9 protein-coding genes and 5 pseudogenes are annotated in these 15306 nt (G+C 68.8%); 7 read left to right on the forward strand and 7 right to left on the reverse strand.

All coding sequences use genetic code 11. The annotated features are described in order from the left end of the window. Positions 1-39: 39 nt before the first annotated feature. Together ACZ3ZD_RS28445 and ACZ3ZD_RS28450 are read right to left on the reverse strand one after the other, a co-directional pair. Positions 40-357: pseudogene (locus tag ACZ3ZD_RS28445) on the reverse strand (IS5 family transposase); the annotation flags it as partial. Positions 358-669: 312 nt separating this feature from the next. Beyond that, positions 670-2067 (reverse strand): isopeptide-forming domain-containing fimbrial protein, encoded by a 1398-nt coding sequence (locus tag ACZ3ZD_RS28450; protein ID WP_467403071.1) that lies wholly within the window; start codon positions 2065-2067, stop codon positions 670-672. 1389 nt (positions 2068-3456) lie between these two features. On the opposite strand from ACZ3ZD_RS28450, the gene ACZ3ZD_RS28455 reads away from it, so the two are divergent. Continuing rightward, positions 3457-3693 (forward strand): hypothetical protein, encoded by a 237-nt coding sequence (locus tag ACZ3ZD_RS28455; protein ID WP_467403074.1) that lies wholly within the window; start codon positions 3457-3459, stop codon positions 3691-3693. 206 nt (positions 3694-3899) lie between these two features. Here the strand turns inward: ACZ3ZD_RS28455 and ACZ3ZD_RS28460 are convergent. After that, positions 3900-4039: pseudogene (locus tag ACZ3ZD_RS28460) on the reverse strand (IS5/IS1182 family transposase); the annotation flags it as partial. 246 nt (positions 4040-4285) lie between these two features. Between ACZ3ZD_RS28460 and ACZ3ZD_RS28465 the strand changes: the two are divergent. Then, a complete protein-coding gene (locus ACZ3ZD_RS28465; RefSeq protein WP_467403076.1) occupies positions 4286-5323 on the forward strand; it encodes a terpene synthase family protein in 1038 nt (345 codons plus the stop codon). Then, entirely contained in the window at positions 5320-6966 is a 1647-nt protein-coding gene (locus ACZ3ZD_RS28470; RefSeq protein ID WP_467403078.1) for a prenyltransferase/squalene oxidase repeat-containing protein, read from the forward strand. The genes ACZ3ZD_RS28465 and ACZ3ZD_RS28470 overlap by 4 nt, the downstream gene beginning before the upstream one ends. Before the next feature lie 197 nt (positions 6967-7163). Here the strand turns inward: ACZ3ZD_RS28470 and ACZ3ZD_RS28475 are convergent, their stop codons facing one another. The 3 genes from ACZ3ZD_RS28475 to ACZ3ZD_RS28485 all read right to left on the reverse strand — a co-directional run bounded on the left by ACZ3ZD_RS28475 (position 7164) and on the right by ACZ3ZD_RS28485 (position 9768). Continuing rightward, positions 7164-7415: an EF-hand domain-containing protein gene (locus ACZ3ZD_RS28475; protein WP_467403080.1), complete on the reverse strand. Its 252-nt coding sequence runs from the start codon at positions 7413-7415 to the stop codon at positions 7164-7166. 264 nt (positions 7416-7679) lie between these two features. Continuing rightward, positions 7680-7967: a hypothetical protein gene (locus tag ACZ3ZD_RS28480; protein WP_467403083.1), complete on the reverse strand. Its 288-nt coding sequence runs from the start codon at positions 7965-7967 to the stop codon at positions 7680-7682. 109 nt (positions 7968-8076) lie between these two features. Continuing rightward, a complete protein-coding gene (locus ACZ3ZD_RS28485) occupies positions 8077-9768 on the reverse strand; it encodes an acyl-CoA dehydrogenase family protein (protein WP_467403085.1) in 1692 nt (563 codons plus the stop codon). An 880-nt stretch (positions 9769-10648) separates the two neighbouring features. Between ACZ3ZD_RS28485 and ACZ3ZD_RS28490 the strand changes: the two are divergent. The 3 genes and pseudogenes from ACZ3ZD_RS28490 to ACZ3ZD_RS28500 all read left to right on the forward strand — a co-directional run bounded on the left by ACZ3ZD_RS28490 (position 10649) and on the right by ACZ3ZD_RS28500 (position 12099). Beyond that, positions 10649-10878 (forward strand): annotated as a pseudogene (locus ACZ3ZD_RS28490) (hypothetical protein). A 438-nt stretch (positions 10879-11316) separates the two neighbouring features. Further along, positions 11317-11802 carry a hypothetical protein gene (locus ACZ3ZD_RS28495; RefSeq protein ID WP_467403089.1) on the forward strand — a complete coding sequence of 162 codons (486 nt, stop codon included), beginning with the start codon at positions 11317-11319 and terminating at the stop codon, positions 11800-11802. A gap of 111 nt (positions 11803-11913) precedes the next feature. Next, complete coding sequence (locus tag ACZ3ZD_RS28500; RefSeq protein WP_467403094.1) at positions 11914-12099, forward strand: DUF1918 domain-containing protein; 186 nt, start codon at positions 11914-11916, stop codon at positions 12097-12099. Positions 12100-12163: 64 nt separating this feature from the next. On the opposite strand, the pseudogene ACZ3ZD_RS28505 reads toward ACZ3ZD_RS28500, so the two are convergent. Then, positions 12164-13576 (reverse strand): annotated as a pseudogene (locus ACZ3ZD_RS28505) (helicase associated domain-containing protein); the annotation flags it as partial. 727 nt (positions 13577-14303) lie between these two features. Here ACZ3ZD_RS28505 and ACZ3ZD_RS28510 point away from each other — a divergent pair. Beyond that, positions 14304-15294, forward strand: a pseudogene (locus ACZ3ZD_RS28510) (IS5 family transposase). The last annotated feature ends 12 nt before the right edge of the window (positions 15295-15306 follow it).

Genomic DNA, 15306 nt, shown 5'->3' on the forward strand with positions numbered 1-15306 from the left:
GGAGGGCCGGTGCGGGCGCCGGCCGCATGTTGGGACGGTGGTGGAGTCGACCGAGATGCCCCAGTCGATCTCACCCACCGCATCGGCCTCGGCCTGGACCTGCTGGAGCAGTCGCTCCCAGGTGCCGCCCGCGGACCAGATCCGGTGGCGTTCATAGACGGTCTTCCACGGGCCGAACCGCTCGGGCAGGTCACGCCACTGCACCCCGGTCCGCACCCGGTGCAGAATCCCGTCGATCACCTGCCGGTGATCACGCCACCGACCACAACGCCCGTTGCTCACGGGCAGGAACGGCCGCAGCCGTTCCCACTCGGCATCTGTCAGATCACCCCGGCCCCATGTCCAGATGAACGACATGACTGCGAAGTGGTCGCACGATGGGCTGGAGGAGTCTTAGTCCTGCGCGAGGACACCATTGAACTTGAGGATGGCGTATTTCGGGGCCGCGGGCGCGGAGGGTGGGGTGGGCGGGGTGGGAGCCACAACGGGCGCGCGAGTGCCTTGTGCTTGAGCGACCGCTGTTGCTGCGTAAGTCGCGCTGGTCAGAGCGACAGTCGCTCCGGTCAGTACGAGAGTGGCGATGAGCCGTTTGGTCTGGTTCATGCCGTGACCAACGGTCCCGCCAAGCGTTCGTTACTGCTGAGCCCTCCATGGTCGACCGGGCAGCTCCTAGCCGGCGCAGGGGTCACAGCAGGAGGGGGCGGGTTCGACGCAGACGCTGACGGCGTCAGTGTTGTTGGTGGTGTCGGGGTCCTTTTCGTTGCTGGTGGCGGTGGCGGTGTTGCTGATCAGACCGGCCTTGGTGGCCTTGGCTCGCAGCACGAGGGTGGTGGTGGCGCCGTCGGCCAGGTCGCCCACGGCCCACTGGCCGGTGGCCGGGTCGTAGCTTGCGGGAGTGCCCTCGGCGGACAGGAAGGTGAGGCCCTCGGGGAGCTGGTCGGTGACGGTGACGCCGGTGGCGTCGTTCGGGCCGGTGTTGTGGACGGTGATGCGGTAGGTCACGGTCTGGCCGACGGTGACGGTGGTGGCGTCGGCTGCCTTCGTCACGTTCAGGTCGGCGGCCGGCTTGACCTGTGTGACCTGTTCGTTGGAGGTGGATGTCAGGGGCTCGGGGGTGTCACCGAGGCGGTTGTCGTAGGAGGCGGTTGCGGTGTTGCTGATCTGCTTGCCGCCGCTGGCCCGGTCGATGACGGCCCGGTACTCCACCGTGGTGCCTGCCGGCAGGGTCTCGGTGTTGGGCAGGCTGCCTCCCGCCACGGCGGAAGCGCCGTCGCCGAGATGGAAGACGACCTTGTTCGCCGCAGCGTCGTAGTACGCCTGGTCGTCGCCTTGCGCGTCGCTCTTTGCTCCGGCGTTCGGGCCGTCGACGATGCGCAGGGAACCGGGCAGGTACGTCGTGCCCGGCGGGATGACATCGCTCAGGATGAGATTCTCGGCCCCGCCGCCGCCTTCGTTCTTGGCGGTGATGCGGTAGGTAACGACGTCGCCCACCTCCAGCGGCCCTGCGGGAATGGCAGTCTTGGAGAGTTCCACATAGGGGGCAGTGCCGAAGAAGATGCCGTCCAGGAAGTTGCCTACGGCGCGGTTGCCGCCGGCGGCGGAGACGGACCGGAACGCGAAGCGCGTCAGTGTCTGGCCTGCCGGGACGGTGTAGGTGCCGGTGTAGTAGCCCCAGGCGGTGTTGCCGTCGTTGAATTGCCTCTGCTCCCGCACGGAGCCCGGCGCGCCGATGTCCAGCGCCATGGTGTCGTCCCCCCGGCGGCCGCGATGGTACAGCCGCCAGTACAGCTTCGTGCCGGGGGTGGTCGGCAGGTCCTGGTAGAGCGTGGAGACCTCGTTCGCGTTGAGCTCGGCGAACTGGACGCCGTCGGCTGCCTGTACACCCCCGTAGCCTGAATGCCACAGCTCGATCTTGTGGTCGGAGGCGGTGGTGAGCCAGCCCGGGACCCGCTTGGACGCCTGCGTCTGCGAGGCGTCCGGCAGGACCTCGTAACCGGTCACGGCGGGCTGTTCGAAGCTGCCGTTGGCCAGGGCGACGCGAAGCGGAGCAGCGGGCGGTGTGGTCATGGTTCTTCCCCTCGAATCGACGCGTCTGAAATGCGCCGCCGACCGGCCGCAGCTGCGTGCCGTGGCGGAGCCGAAACACCCCGTAGCGCATCGCATTCGGGCAAACACGTAAAGTGACAAGTAGTGGCGTTTGGTCAATCCCGCGAAGCACGTTTGCGGAATCCCCTCCCCGCAGCCACTCCTCCCACGCCCGGCATGCATGAGGTCAAGGCAATCGCAGCCACCACACATGCCTCCCAACTCTCTCCAGCCCACCCCGTCATGGCCGAAGGTCCCCGTTGAACCTTTGCGGCTGTCCCTGGCCAGAGTGAATCGGCCACCGGCGACGTTGACGCTCCTGGCGCACGGCCGAGTAGGAAAGGCGTCGGTGTCGTTGCACGCCAGGAAGATCGACGCGGTTCCTGCGGAGACGGCCCGGGGGGCGCGAGCTGCGTTCCTGAAGGGCAGCCGCCTCGCCTGGTGGGCCGCCCGCGCAGGCCTCGCCGACCGTCTCGTCCGTGACTCCTACTTGGTGCGGCAGCGCCGCACCGACGCCCTCACCGTATGGGTGCGCGCCGGCCGCCGCGCCGACCTCGACGGTTGGCGGGCCGCCCTCGGGCCGCTCGTGCGCCTGGTCCTGCTCGGCGTTCCCGCTGCGCTGCCAGGGCCCGCGGCAGTTCGCCAGTGGCATCGACGCGGCCGCCCGGCCGGATGGAACTGCGCGGCGACATATACGTGCTGCGGATGTTCGGCGCGGACCCGCACCCGGAGGCGGAGTGGCGCTACTGCTGGCTGCGCCCCAACCCGCACTACAGCAGTAGTTGCGATCCGCGCGATATGCCTCACCATGGGGGCGCAGAGCCGGGACGGCAGATGCGCCAGACGGCGGACTGGGGTGTGCTAGGTGCTGCGATCCGCAGCTGGACCCTTTCAGCAACTGCGTCCCTATCGGGTGAGTACGGGCGAGTGCTGCGTAGGCCCACCGACGGAGGGAGCGACCATGCACATGGTCTCCATACTTCAACTCGTTCGCCGTGCTTCTGGCTCACTGCCGACGCAAAGGCATGTGGACGACTCCCGCCCCGATGGCAGGTCATTCCCCCCCGCAGCCGTCCAAGTGCCACTGCCCCGGGTCAGCTCTTGACCTGCTCCGGACGCCAAACCACCCGTGGAGGGGGCACTGGAAGCGCGATCGTGGTCCATAACCGCCAGCGCACGGAATTCCGGCATCGTCTGCTCCGATGCGCTCCCGGACTAGGAAAGTAACCCTCGATCTTTCTGAGCAACCTCTTCTGTGACGTCGCGAAAAGCAGACGCGGACGAACCGAGGAGGCAACCTTGCCGAGCGTGCGTACGGTCTCCGGAGCAACAGATCCCGGAGTGGGCTGGCAGCAGCACGGGAACGGCGTCGTGATCACCGTGGATACCAGCGCCGGAGACTTCGCCACGACGCCGAACTACGTGGTGTCGCTGGGCGGCCCCGGCGGGAACATGTGGGAGACAACCGGCGGAGCTTCGTCGGTGTACGAGCCGACCCCGACGAGCTTCAAGATGTTCGTGAAGAGGGCAGACGGCGCCGCGCTCACCCTCAACCAGGTACAGAACACCTACAAGTGGTACGTGACCTGGATCGGCGTGGGGAACTGAGTGCTCCCACCGCTCTTCGTGAGAGTCCGGGCTCGCCGACGCCCTGAACCAGCCCCCGGCCTCCTCATGAAGGCCGGGGGCTGGTACGAGTGCGAGTGACTGGCTGCCCTTCGCCCCGCCGTATGGCGCGGGGCGAAGGGAGCCAGGAAATTTCAACCTGCTCCACGCGGCAGCGATGGCATGGTCGTCCGGTTCGCCGGCCGGGGTCCCTTTTTGCGAGCCTCGGCCGCGTGCTGGTGAGTCCGCACGATCGTGGAGTCCACCGATACGGCTCAGCTCAGGTCCTCGTCCGCCTCGGCCTGAGCCACCAGGGCATGAACACCCGCTTCCAGGTGCCGTCGACGGCCCGGCTCAACCGAGAGCCTCGCCGACAAGTCCCGGCATCGAGGTCTGCAGCAGTTGCGCGCGGCCGCTTCCGCGTGCCTCACTTCGGCCGTTCGTCTTCGTCGATCGTCCCGTCGCCGTTGTCGCGTGTCTCAGGCCCGCTGCCATCTCCCGGCATGCGAGTGCCGGGCAGGCGCTGATCACTCGTTCGGGGTAATTGCGGCGTCTGGCAGTGCAGTTCAGGGCGCGGTCCGGTCACGGTGGGGAGATGGACGACCCGCAGATAGGTCCGGTCGGTCCTGGGTCCGAGGCGGTGCTGCGGTGGGCTCGGGCCGTGGGGCTGGTGGGGGATGAGGGGGAGCGGCGGCGGCTTGCCGCGATGAGGCTGGAGGAGCTCGCTGCAGCGGCTCTGCCGCGGGCCGGCACCCGTGATATCGCTTTAACGGCCCAGTGGGCGGTGTTCATCTGCCTGGTGGACGACATGATCGATCGGCGAGGCATGGGGCTGGTCCCCGGCGAGGTGGAGACGTTCACTGCTCCCTTGCGTGAGGTCCTGGCCGGCGGCAGTGGTGTGCCGCCTGCGGCGACGTCTGTGTATGCCGTCGTGCTGAGGGGGCTGTGGGAGCGCACGGCCGAGGGGATGCCCGCCCGGTGGCGGGAGCGGTTCACCGAGGATTACACCGACTTCCTGGACGCGACCGAGGAGGAAGTAGCCCTGCGCCGTGACGGTGTCCGGCTGTCTTTCGAGCCGTATGTGCGGTTGCGTCGCCGCACGATCACCCTGCTTCCGCTTCTCGACGTGCTGGAACGCACCGGCAATGCCCCCTGGGTGGAGTGTGGGCAGGTCAGTGCCCGACTGGGCGAGCTGCGGCGGGCATTGGCCGATGTGGCCGGATGGGCCAATGATCTGGCCTCGGCGGCCGACGACGCGGCTGCCGGTCAGGACAACCTGGTGACCGTCCTCTCCCGGCAGGACGGCTGCTCCCTGACCGCGGCCCGTGCACGGGCCGCAGCCTTGATCGCCGAACGCCGCCGCGACTTCACCACCGCCGCCACCGCCCTGCGCGCAGGCCACAGTGTGCCGCCCGAGCGGCAGGCAGACGTGTGCCGGTACGTGGACCTGACGCAGACGTTCATGACCGCCACGCTGCGCTGGCTGGCCCGCACCGGACGCTTCACCCCCGAACCCGGGCGCCAGCACCCCCTCACACGTCAGGACCACTGCTCTGACCCGGAAAAGGACCATCAGACAGGGCGCAGCAGGCACAGGCCCGACACGACGATGTGGAGGAACCGAGCCCTATGAGAATCGCTGCCCCGGCCGCGTACATGCCCCGCTGGCCGCATTCCGCGCTGCCTGCCGAACTGGTCCCCGCCACCGCACGGCTGCGCTCTCATCTCCTCAACATGATCCGGCCGGACGGAACCCTGCACAGCCCCTGCCACAGCCGCGTCCTGGAATCCGCACTGCTCCTGGCCCTCCTGGACCGCACCCGCCTGGAACCCGCCGCCCGCAGCCGCCTAGCCGCCTACCTGTCCCGGCACTGCGACTCTCCCGAACCACTGGACCGGCTTCTGGCCCGGGCCGCCCTGCGCCACAAACCCGACCCGGACGGCCTGCTGGACGTGGAACGGTTCCTCGCCCGGGCCCCGGACTTCACCGCCCCCCGCAAGCGCGCCCTGCTGCACGCGGTCCTGACACTCCTGGGCGCCGTACCAGCCGAGGAGATCCCCGTCCCTGAGGCCTTCCGTCTGCATGGTCTGCACACCTGGGCACGCGTTCAGGTCACCGCGGTCAAAACGATCCTCGCCCACGCCCTCGGACACCGCCTGATCGACGAAGGCGACCTGGAACTGCTGTGCTCCACGCAGCGGCCCGGGACCGTCTGGGAGGCCAATCTCCTCATCCACCTGTCGGTCCTGCACGCCTTGGTCCTTGTCCCGGGCCAGTCCCCGCTGGTCGTCGAGGGAGTGCGGACCGCGCTGCGGCATCAGCGTCCCGACGGCGGGATGCCGTTCATCCGCGACGAGGACACCTGGGTCACCGCAACCGCCGCAGTCGCCCTGCACGCTGCCGGAGCCGGCGCACCGGTCGTGGACCTCATCGCCCGGCGCCTGGTCGCTCTCCAACACCCCACAGGCGGCTGGTCCTTTGCCGATGGCGTGCAACTCCCAGACACGGACTGCACCTCGGTAGCCGTTGAAGTCCTCCACCTCGCCGACCCCAGCGTCTACCGCGCTCCGCTGCGCCGCGCATTGGGCGCACTGCACGCCCTGCGGGGCAAGGACGGCGGCTTCCCGACCTACCTGGCCGGCGCGCCCTCGGAAGCCTGTATGACAGCCGCAGCAGTCAACGCCCTCAGCACTCAGGGCCCCACCAATCGCCACGAGGTCGAAGCGGCCCTGGCCTACCTCGCCCTACAGCAGCGCCCCGACGGTTCCTTCCCGCCGGACTGGAGCAGCAGCCGCCTGCACACCGTCTTCCGCGCCGTTCTCGCAGCATCCCGGCACCCCGGAACCAGCCCCGACAGCCCCGCACGGCGGATCATCGCAAGGGCCGTGGCCCTGGTGGCAGACTGCCAGAACGCCGACGGAGGGTGGGGCCAGCAGGACGGGGACGCGAGCGACGCGCTCAGTACCGCCTACGCCCTGACGGCCCTCACAACGCAGAACACCCCCGGCCCCGCCACCCGGGGCGTCGCCTACCTGCTCACCCAGCAACGCCCCAACGGATCGATCTCCAGCGTGGCGGACTCCATCGGACCCCGCCCGTTCGGTTTCACCGTCCCCGCGCTCGCCGACGTCTTCACCCTGCTCGCCCTCAGCCACCTCACCCGCCGCCTGGAACCCACACCATGCCGCACCCCTCCCACGGTCAGTGACAACAAGGGCGAACCCGACACGGCTTCGTCTCCGGCCGTCGCCGGGCTGCCCGCAGTCCGTCCCTGAACGCGCCGTCGAAGGTGGCAGTCGAGGACAGAACCGGCTGCGGCCTGCACAGGGATCCGACCCTGCGAGCCACCCGGAGCCGTTCTGAAGCTGCCAGTGAACGGCCCCAGGCGCCTGCCGGGCGACTGGCCGCACCGGACAGCACTCGGCCGGCACGGTCCTCACAAAGGGGCCGTGCCAGCCGAGTGGACGGTCAGCTACGACAGAAGCTTGGCCAGAGTGGTACCGACCGACGACTTGTAGGGCTCCATCTGAAAGCCGGAGAACTCGGCGCGAGTGAGCCGGCCGTCGCCGTCCCTGTCGAGCTCACGGAACGCGGTGTCCAGGGAACCCGCGTCCAGGGAGATCTGGCGGTCCTCCAGCGCGGAGGTGATCTCGGCCAGCGTGACGGTTCCGTTCTTGTTGGCGTCGATGAGGCTGAATGCCTGGTCGACCTGAGTGGCGTTCATATGTGTCTCCGTCCGTAGGGGCGTGCGTGTCTCGGGCAGACCGAACCTGCTCCACGAGGGACGCGGCCGATCGTGTCCCGCCGGCTCAGCATGTGCCGCTCACGCGGCACGGGCCGTGTACTCGGCCAGCGGGTCCCCCGAAAGAGAAGCTGGTCAGTTCCGGGTGGCTCTCCCGCCCACCGCAGACGAGGACGCCGGTCGGCCGGAGCGCCGGGAGTGCGGAGTGCGCCGGTGGTGCACCCATTGCTGTTTGGAAGCACTGCTTCACAAGTCCGCAGACAGGCCGTTCACCGTCGCCGTGCTCTGACCTCGTCGCACCAGGCCGGACCACACCGCGCTGGCCTCGGCGTCCCGGTCTGGGGAACGGTCACGGTGACCGTTCCCCAAACCGACGGCCGCGCAGTCGTCGGGCTCGCCCGCCGCCTGGGAGTGCGCGGCGAGTTCGGCGCGAAGGGTGCCCCGCCCTGCGCCGGCCGCGTTCCGCTGCAGCTCCTCCAGCTCGTCGTCGGTGAGGTCGTCGCCCCAGCGCCCGCCGCCATTCGGCCTTCTCATTGCGCAACGGGCGGGTCGTAGCAAGGGAGCTGGCTATCCTCCGAGATCCAGTGGCGCACGGCCGCAACCTGCCGCACGGGCCCGGATCGGCCGATCTCCGCGACACCCTTTAGGGGGCTGTCAGCATCGGCAGGGAGGACAGGTGCTCTTCGGGGATCGAGAAGGCGTCCGTGAGGGTCGGCAGATGTGGGGCGAGCCGAGCGGTCAGGACATGGTGTGTCTGGGGCAGTGCGCGGACCTGCTCGCAGGTGAGGGCACCGTCGGCCAGGAGTAGTCCGCTGCGGGAGTGGACCTGGTTCAGCAGGAACAGGACGTGCAGGTCATTCAATGCCGCCTGGGTGCGGGGGTCGGTGGCGTGGGCGATGGCCGTGGCGAAGGCGTCGGCGGCCTGGGCGACGGTGTGGGCCTCGGCGAGGTTCAGGGCTGCGGCGGAGGCGTTGTTCCAGCGCCCGAGTGGGTCGTCGGCCTCGCCGTGTCGTAGATCATGCCGTGCGCTGGTGTGCCAGAAGTGCTCGGCGGCAGTGAGGGTGCGGCGAAGGAAAGCGGGGTTGGTCAGACTCTCCGTGCCGGTTGCCGGCCGGGGCTTGGAGGCGAGCGTGTGACCGAAGATCATCTCGGCTGCGGCCTTGCACCAGATGGCGAGGTTGTCTCCCTCGGCGGTGATCGCCCCGTCCGTGTTGGCGGGGCACTCCGCGAGCCCGTTCACCGGGAACAAGGCGCGGGCGCCGCAGCGCTCCCGGCTCTCGGTCACGATCTCCCGGGCCTGCCAGGTGATCCAGCCCTTGGCCAGGGCCACGAGACGCTCGGCTGCCGCCCGTTCCTCCGATGCGTGAGTGATCCAGTGTGCGGTGACCGCCCGGTGGAGGAAGGTCATCGCGTAGGCGGTGGCCACCCGCTCCAGCAGCCGGGCGTGGTGCGTGCGGTGCGCGGCCAGCGGTACGCGCCGGCCCGCGACGGGGCCGGAGATGTGCCTGGTGTGCGCGTAGCGGACAGCGATCGCCAGCGCTGCCCGGCAGCCGCCGAGGGTGCTGGCGCTCATGCACAGCTTTCCGACTGTCACCCGGCCGATCGCGTGCAGGAACCGCTTGCGCGCGCTGCCCACGGAACTGACGAGGTTCCCATCCGGCAGCAGCCGCCCGTGCTCACCCTGGACGAGGGCGGTCCGCGGCAGGCGCACGTGGTCGAAGCTGGTGACGCAGTGGTCCACTGGGCTCCCGACGCGCTCGGGCAGCACGGTCACAGTGACGCCCGGCAGGGTCCCGTGATGGTCGCTGAGCGGGACGAGGAACAGGAAGATGCCGTGGTCTTGGTCTTCGACCAGCAGCCGGGCTGTCACTACCGCGCTCTTCGGCCCGCCGGCGGCACTGGTGTTGGGCATGTACTTCTGTGCGCCCTCGTGCGGGGTGTGCAGCACGAACTCCTGGCGTTCCCGGTCGTAGCGGGCCCAGGTCTCCAGGGCGGCGGCATCGTTGCCGTGGGCGCGCTCGGTGCACAGGAACGTGCCGATGCGGTCGAGGCCGAAGAACGCGCTCAGGTCGCGCGGCGGCGAGAGGTGGTCGTCGAGCAGGCTCCCGAGGAAGAGGTTGTAGTGGATGCCGGCCACAGTCGCCGTCGCGCCATCCACCACCGCCGCCCACTCGTGGAGAGCCGCCAGTCCTCGCGCGTCCCGCGCCAGGTCTTCGGGGCGCAGCAGTTCCTCGTTCAGGGCGCGCAGCCGGTCGTAGGACAGATGCCACCTGTCTTCGGTTCCGGCGTCACTGCGATACCGGAACAGGCCGGTCGAGACCGCCTTGCGCCACATACCGTGGACATCAGCGCCCGCAGGACCGTCTACGAAGAGCACGTCGGCGAGCCTGGCACTGTCGAGATCCGGGTAACTGTCGGTTACAGAACTGCTGTTGATCATCACGTTCGAACCAACGACCCAGACCCGCGAACGGAAACCACTCCGAACTGATCTTGACCGGACAGCGTGCCCTGCGTTCAGATCACGCGGCCCGACGACGGCGGTCCTGGCCTGGTCACCGCCGGGGCCCGCCCACTTCGAGTAGTGCCGGCTCTTACCCTGGCACTGGCGCCTTGCTGGTGTGCGGCCCGTGGGACCGGGTGCGTGTTCCCCCGTTCGGGCGCATCCTGGACCCGGCTCCGTCAGGTGCCACAGACCGACCCTCTGGGAGGTGCTGTGATCCTGTTTGCCCTGCTCATCCCGTGGCGATGATGGCCCTGCTGTTCGGAGTGACCGCTTTCGAAAAGCGTCTTTTCCCGCAACCATCGGCCCGTCGGCAACACCCAGTCACTGAGCGGCAAGGCTCCGGGTGCCTGCAGGGTCAGTCAGCGCCTGGTCACAAGCCTTGGTAGGCGCGACGCCGCCACGCTCTACGCCTACTCGCTGCTCCAGCCGGACACTGCCGCCCGCGTCCGCACCGCCTTCCCCGTGCTGGGCAGTCCGGCCGGCCTCGCCGCCGAAGCGACCGTGTGCGCCCAAGCTGCTCCAGACCGTGGCCCGCGGAGACAACCTGGTCCTCGACGGACCGCTTCGGAACTGAGCTGAGGAACTCCGCCACCGCTGAGCCCGCGTGGTCGCCCCGACCATGCCGGGCGTGACCCCCGACCACGGCGCCGGGTGGGGCGTGTCCGAAGCGACACGCGCTTCGAACAAGCGATCTAATGCTGGTACGGACGTGACCGACTTCCCCGACGACCTGGTGCAGACGCAAGCCGCCTGGAACGCCACCTACCAAGCGCTCGCCGCACTCCGCACCCGCACACCACCGCCCTGCGCCGCCGTCTGCTGCTTTTGTCCGTACGGCTGTGGTGGCACCCCTACTGGGAGACCGTCCCCTCGGCGCCTGCGGCGCGCTCCGAGCTGCGGCAGCTGGCCCGCGCCCGGCGGGCCGTCCAGGCGGCGTGACCGCGCGCCTCGGTCGACCAGGAGCACGGGGTTGCGCCAAGGGTTGCGCCCATCTGTTGCGCTGGATGTTGCGCCAAGGGTTGCGCTAGGTGTTGCGCGGCCCGCAGGACCGTCCCCGTGTCCGTGCAGGTCACCACGTGGTTTGGCCGTGGTCGGCCCGCTGGCATCCCCGTTGCGGCCGCTCTGCCCATGTCCCTTGGCTGGTGTGAAGGAGGAAGGGACGGGCGGGATGGGCGGCGCGGCCGCGGCCGGGGACCGGGGACCGGGGATCGGGGCGAGCTCAGCTGGTTGCGCGTCGGCCGGGGCCGCCGCGCCCGTGCCGCCGCCGGCCCGGCGGCGGAGCCGGGACGGAAGTCGCCGGCGCCCGGTGCTGTCCTTCCGGTGCCGAGCCCCACCAAGGGGTGAGGCGGGAAGGTCTCGCCGGATGGAGGTACCGCTGTGATCGTCCGACTCCTGGGTGGCCCACTCGCCGGTCGCGTGCTGGAGACCGCCGACGCCCCGTGGGCCGGAGGCTGGCTCACGGCCAGTGACGCCGACTGGGGCCTGTACGTCCCCGTGTACCGCGAGTCGGCGACCGGCATCGTCCTGGTGGAGATCCGGGTCACCGTCCCGCGTCGCACCACCGTCAGCCGGTCTGAGTCGTGTGCCAGCGCACCGACTAACGTCCACCGCATGGCACACACCAACTGGGCAGTTGAGTACCCGGTCGACCCGTCCGCGACCCCGACCCCTGTCGGAGGCAAGATCCTCATGGGCCTGGAGGCCGCCCTTCATGACGCCCCGCTTGATGAGTGGGCGTACGAAGTGGACGGCGAACCGGTTGAGGGCTACCAGGAGTTCAAGAAGCGCCTCGGTGAGGCGGCAAGGGTCCGTGAGGGCGAGTTCGTCGCGCGCGCCAACGGCATCGTCGTGCGGTCCATCTGATACGCGGTTAGGCCGTGTCTGATAGGTCGGTGACGGCCCTGCATCGTGAATCGTTGACAACGGGCCAGTGGGTAGACCACGGCCAGCACAGGCCGAGGGAAGGGTGACAGCGTGCGAGCCAATGTTGGAGACCGGATCATCGTTCACAGCAGGGCCGTGGGGCTTGCGGAGCAAACGGGAGACATCATCGAGGTGCGAGGCGCGGACGGAGCACCTCCCTACGTGGTCCGTTTCGGTGACGGGCACGAGTCCCTGATTTTTCCGGGACCGGACACCGTGATCCAACCGGACAAATAGATAGGACGAGACCCCGGGCATCTGCGGTCCGGGGTCTCGCACATTCCGGCTCAGCGCTGGACCGTCATGCCCAGTCGATGCCCAGCTTCCGTAGTGCGTCCAGCTGCTCCGCGTTGAGCTTGTCCCGCCGGGTCTTGGTGTTGCTCATAAACACCCCAAGCCGGACCGCTACTGGGGCGGACTCGCCCTCTACCGCGATCTCTTCTGTGTGGGCCCTGGGGACGCGGTGGTGGCCTTCCCGGGCGATGTACTGCGCAAGAGCCTGTACGCCGCGCTGAAAGGCCTGCTGTGCCTTGCCCTGGCCCTTCGTCGCACCCTCGGCGGCTGGGTCGGGAGGCGGTGCCTCAAGCGGCTGCACGCCCAGCGTGGTCAGCCGCTTCTGCTGCTCGGCCGACAGTCGGGCCCAGGCGCCGGGCTTGCGCTGCTGCTGGAGCCATCGTCCGAGATCATCCCCGTCGAAGAGTACGCCGGGTGCGATGTCGGGGAGCCGGCCGTGGGGTTCGTCGGCGGCGAGGTCGGCGAGGATGCGGTAGTGGCGTTGCCAGTTGAGTGGCCAGGGGCTGTTCCAGTCGGGGTCGATCGCGGCCAGCTGTTCTGCGCGCTCCGCCGCCCGGTCGGGGTTCTTTCCGAGGCCGCCTTTCCGGCGGAGGTTGGCCATGTGCTGCCCGATGGGCATCATCGCTTCGCCTTCGCCCCACACGGCGTCCTGGCGGGGGGCGAGGTGTCCGGTGGCCCGGTGGTAGGAGCGGAGCGCGGCGAGCTTGTTCCCCCACGTTTCCTCGCCCGGCTCCCACACCATTGCGGCCTCCGGCGCGTCCAGCAGCGTCTTGCGCCGCTCCTCCAGCTCCCCGGCCCGCAGCGCCTTCCTCTGCTGGTGCACCCAGCGCCCCAGCGGAAAATCCTTCGTGACCCCCACTTCCACCTCGACGTCGTAGGGCACGGCGTAGAGGCCGGTGATCTCGTTCTCCTTCCGCCAGCGGAGCAGGGCCTGGTAGCCCTCCAGCCAGACCAGGGACTCGGGCCGGTAGACCCGGGTGCGCAGGAACGCGGCGATGGTGGTGGCGTCGCGCGGGCTGGAGAAGTGAGGCAGGGCGGCTTCGGCGGCGGCCTGGGTGTCGTCGTGCTCCTGGTCCTCGCCGTCGGCCCCGACGATCTGCCCGTCCTCGTCGCCCTGGAGGTGGAGCTTGCGTTTGCCGCTGGTGAGGGCGCGGGAGGCGAGCTGTTCGACGAGTCGTTCATCATGCGAGCGCAGGCCCTGGAGGACCGCTACAAGGGGGCGGAAGCTGGCGCTGGCGACCATGTCGGTCGGGTCCTCGCCGGGTTCCAGGAACACTGGCACGATGATCCGGGCCACCTTCGTGCTGCCGTCCTTGTTGAGCCGGAGCGCGCGGCCGATGTTCTGCACGATCTCCACCTGGGAGCCGCGGGTGTCGGCGAAGCAGACGGCCTCGACTCCCCGCTCGCCGGTGATGTCTATTATCTAGAGGTGGGGGGAGAGCATGAGTGACGTTTGTTCTGGTTGTTGGGAGAATGCATGCCTGACAGAGAGCGGGGCGAGTAGAGGTCACGCAGCCTGACGGGGTCTTCACGGGCAGGTAGAGCTTTCTTCGCGCGTATCTGAGCCGAATGGGTCAAGTACCCGCTATGCGGGGTCGTGGGTACAGCCCGACTGCGTCTCTGGTGAATCCTTCGAGGCCCATGACGTTGCTTGCGTAGCTGATGGAGATCCGGAGCCCCTTGATCCGGCCCAGGGGAGTGATGTCGATTGTGTCGGACTGCGTTCCTCGGCAGTTGATGAAGAGGCGTTCGAGGTTCGGAAAGAGGTCTGGCACCAGGTCCAGTTGTGGGTCGGATTCGGGTGCTAGTCGGAGATATGTGACGCTGTTTATGGAACGGCATGGTTGAGGTCGTAGTCGGAAATATAGAGTTCTGTCAGATGGGGGAGCGTGGCAATCTCTTGCCATTCTGTGCTGTCGGGTGCGGAGTTGATGGCCAGGTCTTGCAGTTGATGCCATTTGGAGACGCCGGCCAGGCGTGTGCCGATCCAGCCGCCCAGGGATAGGGAGGTGAGGCCCTTTGGAGCGGGCAGGTCCTCCAGGCTCGCCCAGGGCAAGCGGGTGTAGAGGGCTAGGGAGCGTATTGGGTCGTGATCAATCTTCGAGTTCTGTCTGTGGGGCGGGGCCTGGACAGGTAGACCTTCTTGGATGACTCGCGTGCAACTGACGGATGCGGAGTGGGAGTTCATCGAGCCGTATCTGCCGATTGGCGAGTACGGCCCGTACCCCGAGCGGCTGCGGCAGCAGTGCGAGGGCGTGATCTGGCGGTTCAAGGCGGGCGGCCAGTGGCGGGAGATGCCGACAGAGACCGGCGCCTGGTCGACCGTCCACAACCGCTTCCGGCAGTGGCGTGACGCGGGCGTCTTCGAGGCCCTGCTGGAGGGCCTGATCGCGGAAGCCGCGAAGCGCGGTGAGGTGGACTTCACAGCATCGACTCCACCACCGCCCGGGCCCACCACGACGCGGCTGGCATGCACCTGGAGGAGGAGGTCCTCATCGCTTTGGAGAAGGCTGCCGCCGAAGCGGAGAAGGCCAGGTCAAAGGGGGTGACTGCGACGAACAAACCGGGCAGGGGAACGAAAGCAACCCCGAGCAGCAAGAGCGACAGCGCATCCGGCGGCGGAAACTCCGGCTGAAGGCCGCCCTCCTCGGACGCTCCAGGGGCGGGCAGACCAGCAAGATCCATGTCGCCGGCGACCGGAAGTGCCGCCCGCTGGCCTTCATCCTGACCGCGGGCCAGGCCGCCGACAGCCCGCAGTTCATCCCCGTGCTGGGGGAGGTGCGGGTGCGTGGGCCTGTCGGCCGCCCCCGCACCCGGCCGGGCGCAGTCGCCGGGGACAAGGCGTACTCGTCCCGCGGCAACCGCGCCCACCTGTGTAAACGCCGTATCAAGGCGGTCATCCCGGAGAAGAGGGACGAGGCCGCCAACCGGAAGAAGAAGGGCTCCAGAGGCGGCCGACCCGTCAGCCACGACGCTGATCTCTACAAGGAGCGGAACACCGTCGAGCGGCTGATCAACAAGCTCAAGGCCTGGCGAGGCAGCGCTACGCGGTACGACAAGACAGCCGCCAGCTACCTCGCCGGCCTTCACCTCCGCGGCTCGATGATCTGGCTCAGAGAGCTCACCCGGACCACCTAATGATCACAACGC

This window comes from Streptomyces sp. NPDC023481, from assembly GCF_055560195.1.

Excerpts from the sequence above, each read along its gene's own strand:
- ACZ3ZD_RS28450 (WP_467403071.1), bottom strand. The coding sequence starts at position 2,067 with ATGACCACACCGCCCGCTGCTCCGCTTCGCGTCGCCCTGGCCAACGGC.
- ACZ3ZD_RS28465 (WP_467403076.1), top strand. The coding sequence starts at position 4,286 with ATGGACGACCCGCAGATAGGTCCGGTCGGTCCTGGGTCCGAGGCGGTG.
- ACZ3ZD_RS28470 (WP_467403078.1), top strand. The coding sequence starts at position 5,320 with ATGAGAATCGCTGCCCCGGCCGCGTACATGCCCCGCTGGCCGCATTCC.
- ACZ3ZD_RS28475 (WP_467403080.1), bottom strand. The coding sequence starts at position 7,415 with ATGAACGCCACTCAGGTCGACCAGGCATTCAGCCTCATCGACGCCAAC.
- ACZ3ZD_RS28480 (WP_467403083.1), bottom strand. The coding sequence starts at position 7,967 with ATGAGAAGGCCGAATGGCGGCGGGCGCTGGGGCGACGACCTCACCGAC.
- ACZ3ZD_RS28485 (WP_467403085.1), bottom strand. The coding sequence starts at position 9,768 with ATGTGGCGCAAGGCGGTCTCGACCGGCCTGTTCCGGTATCGCAGTGAC.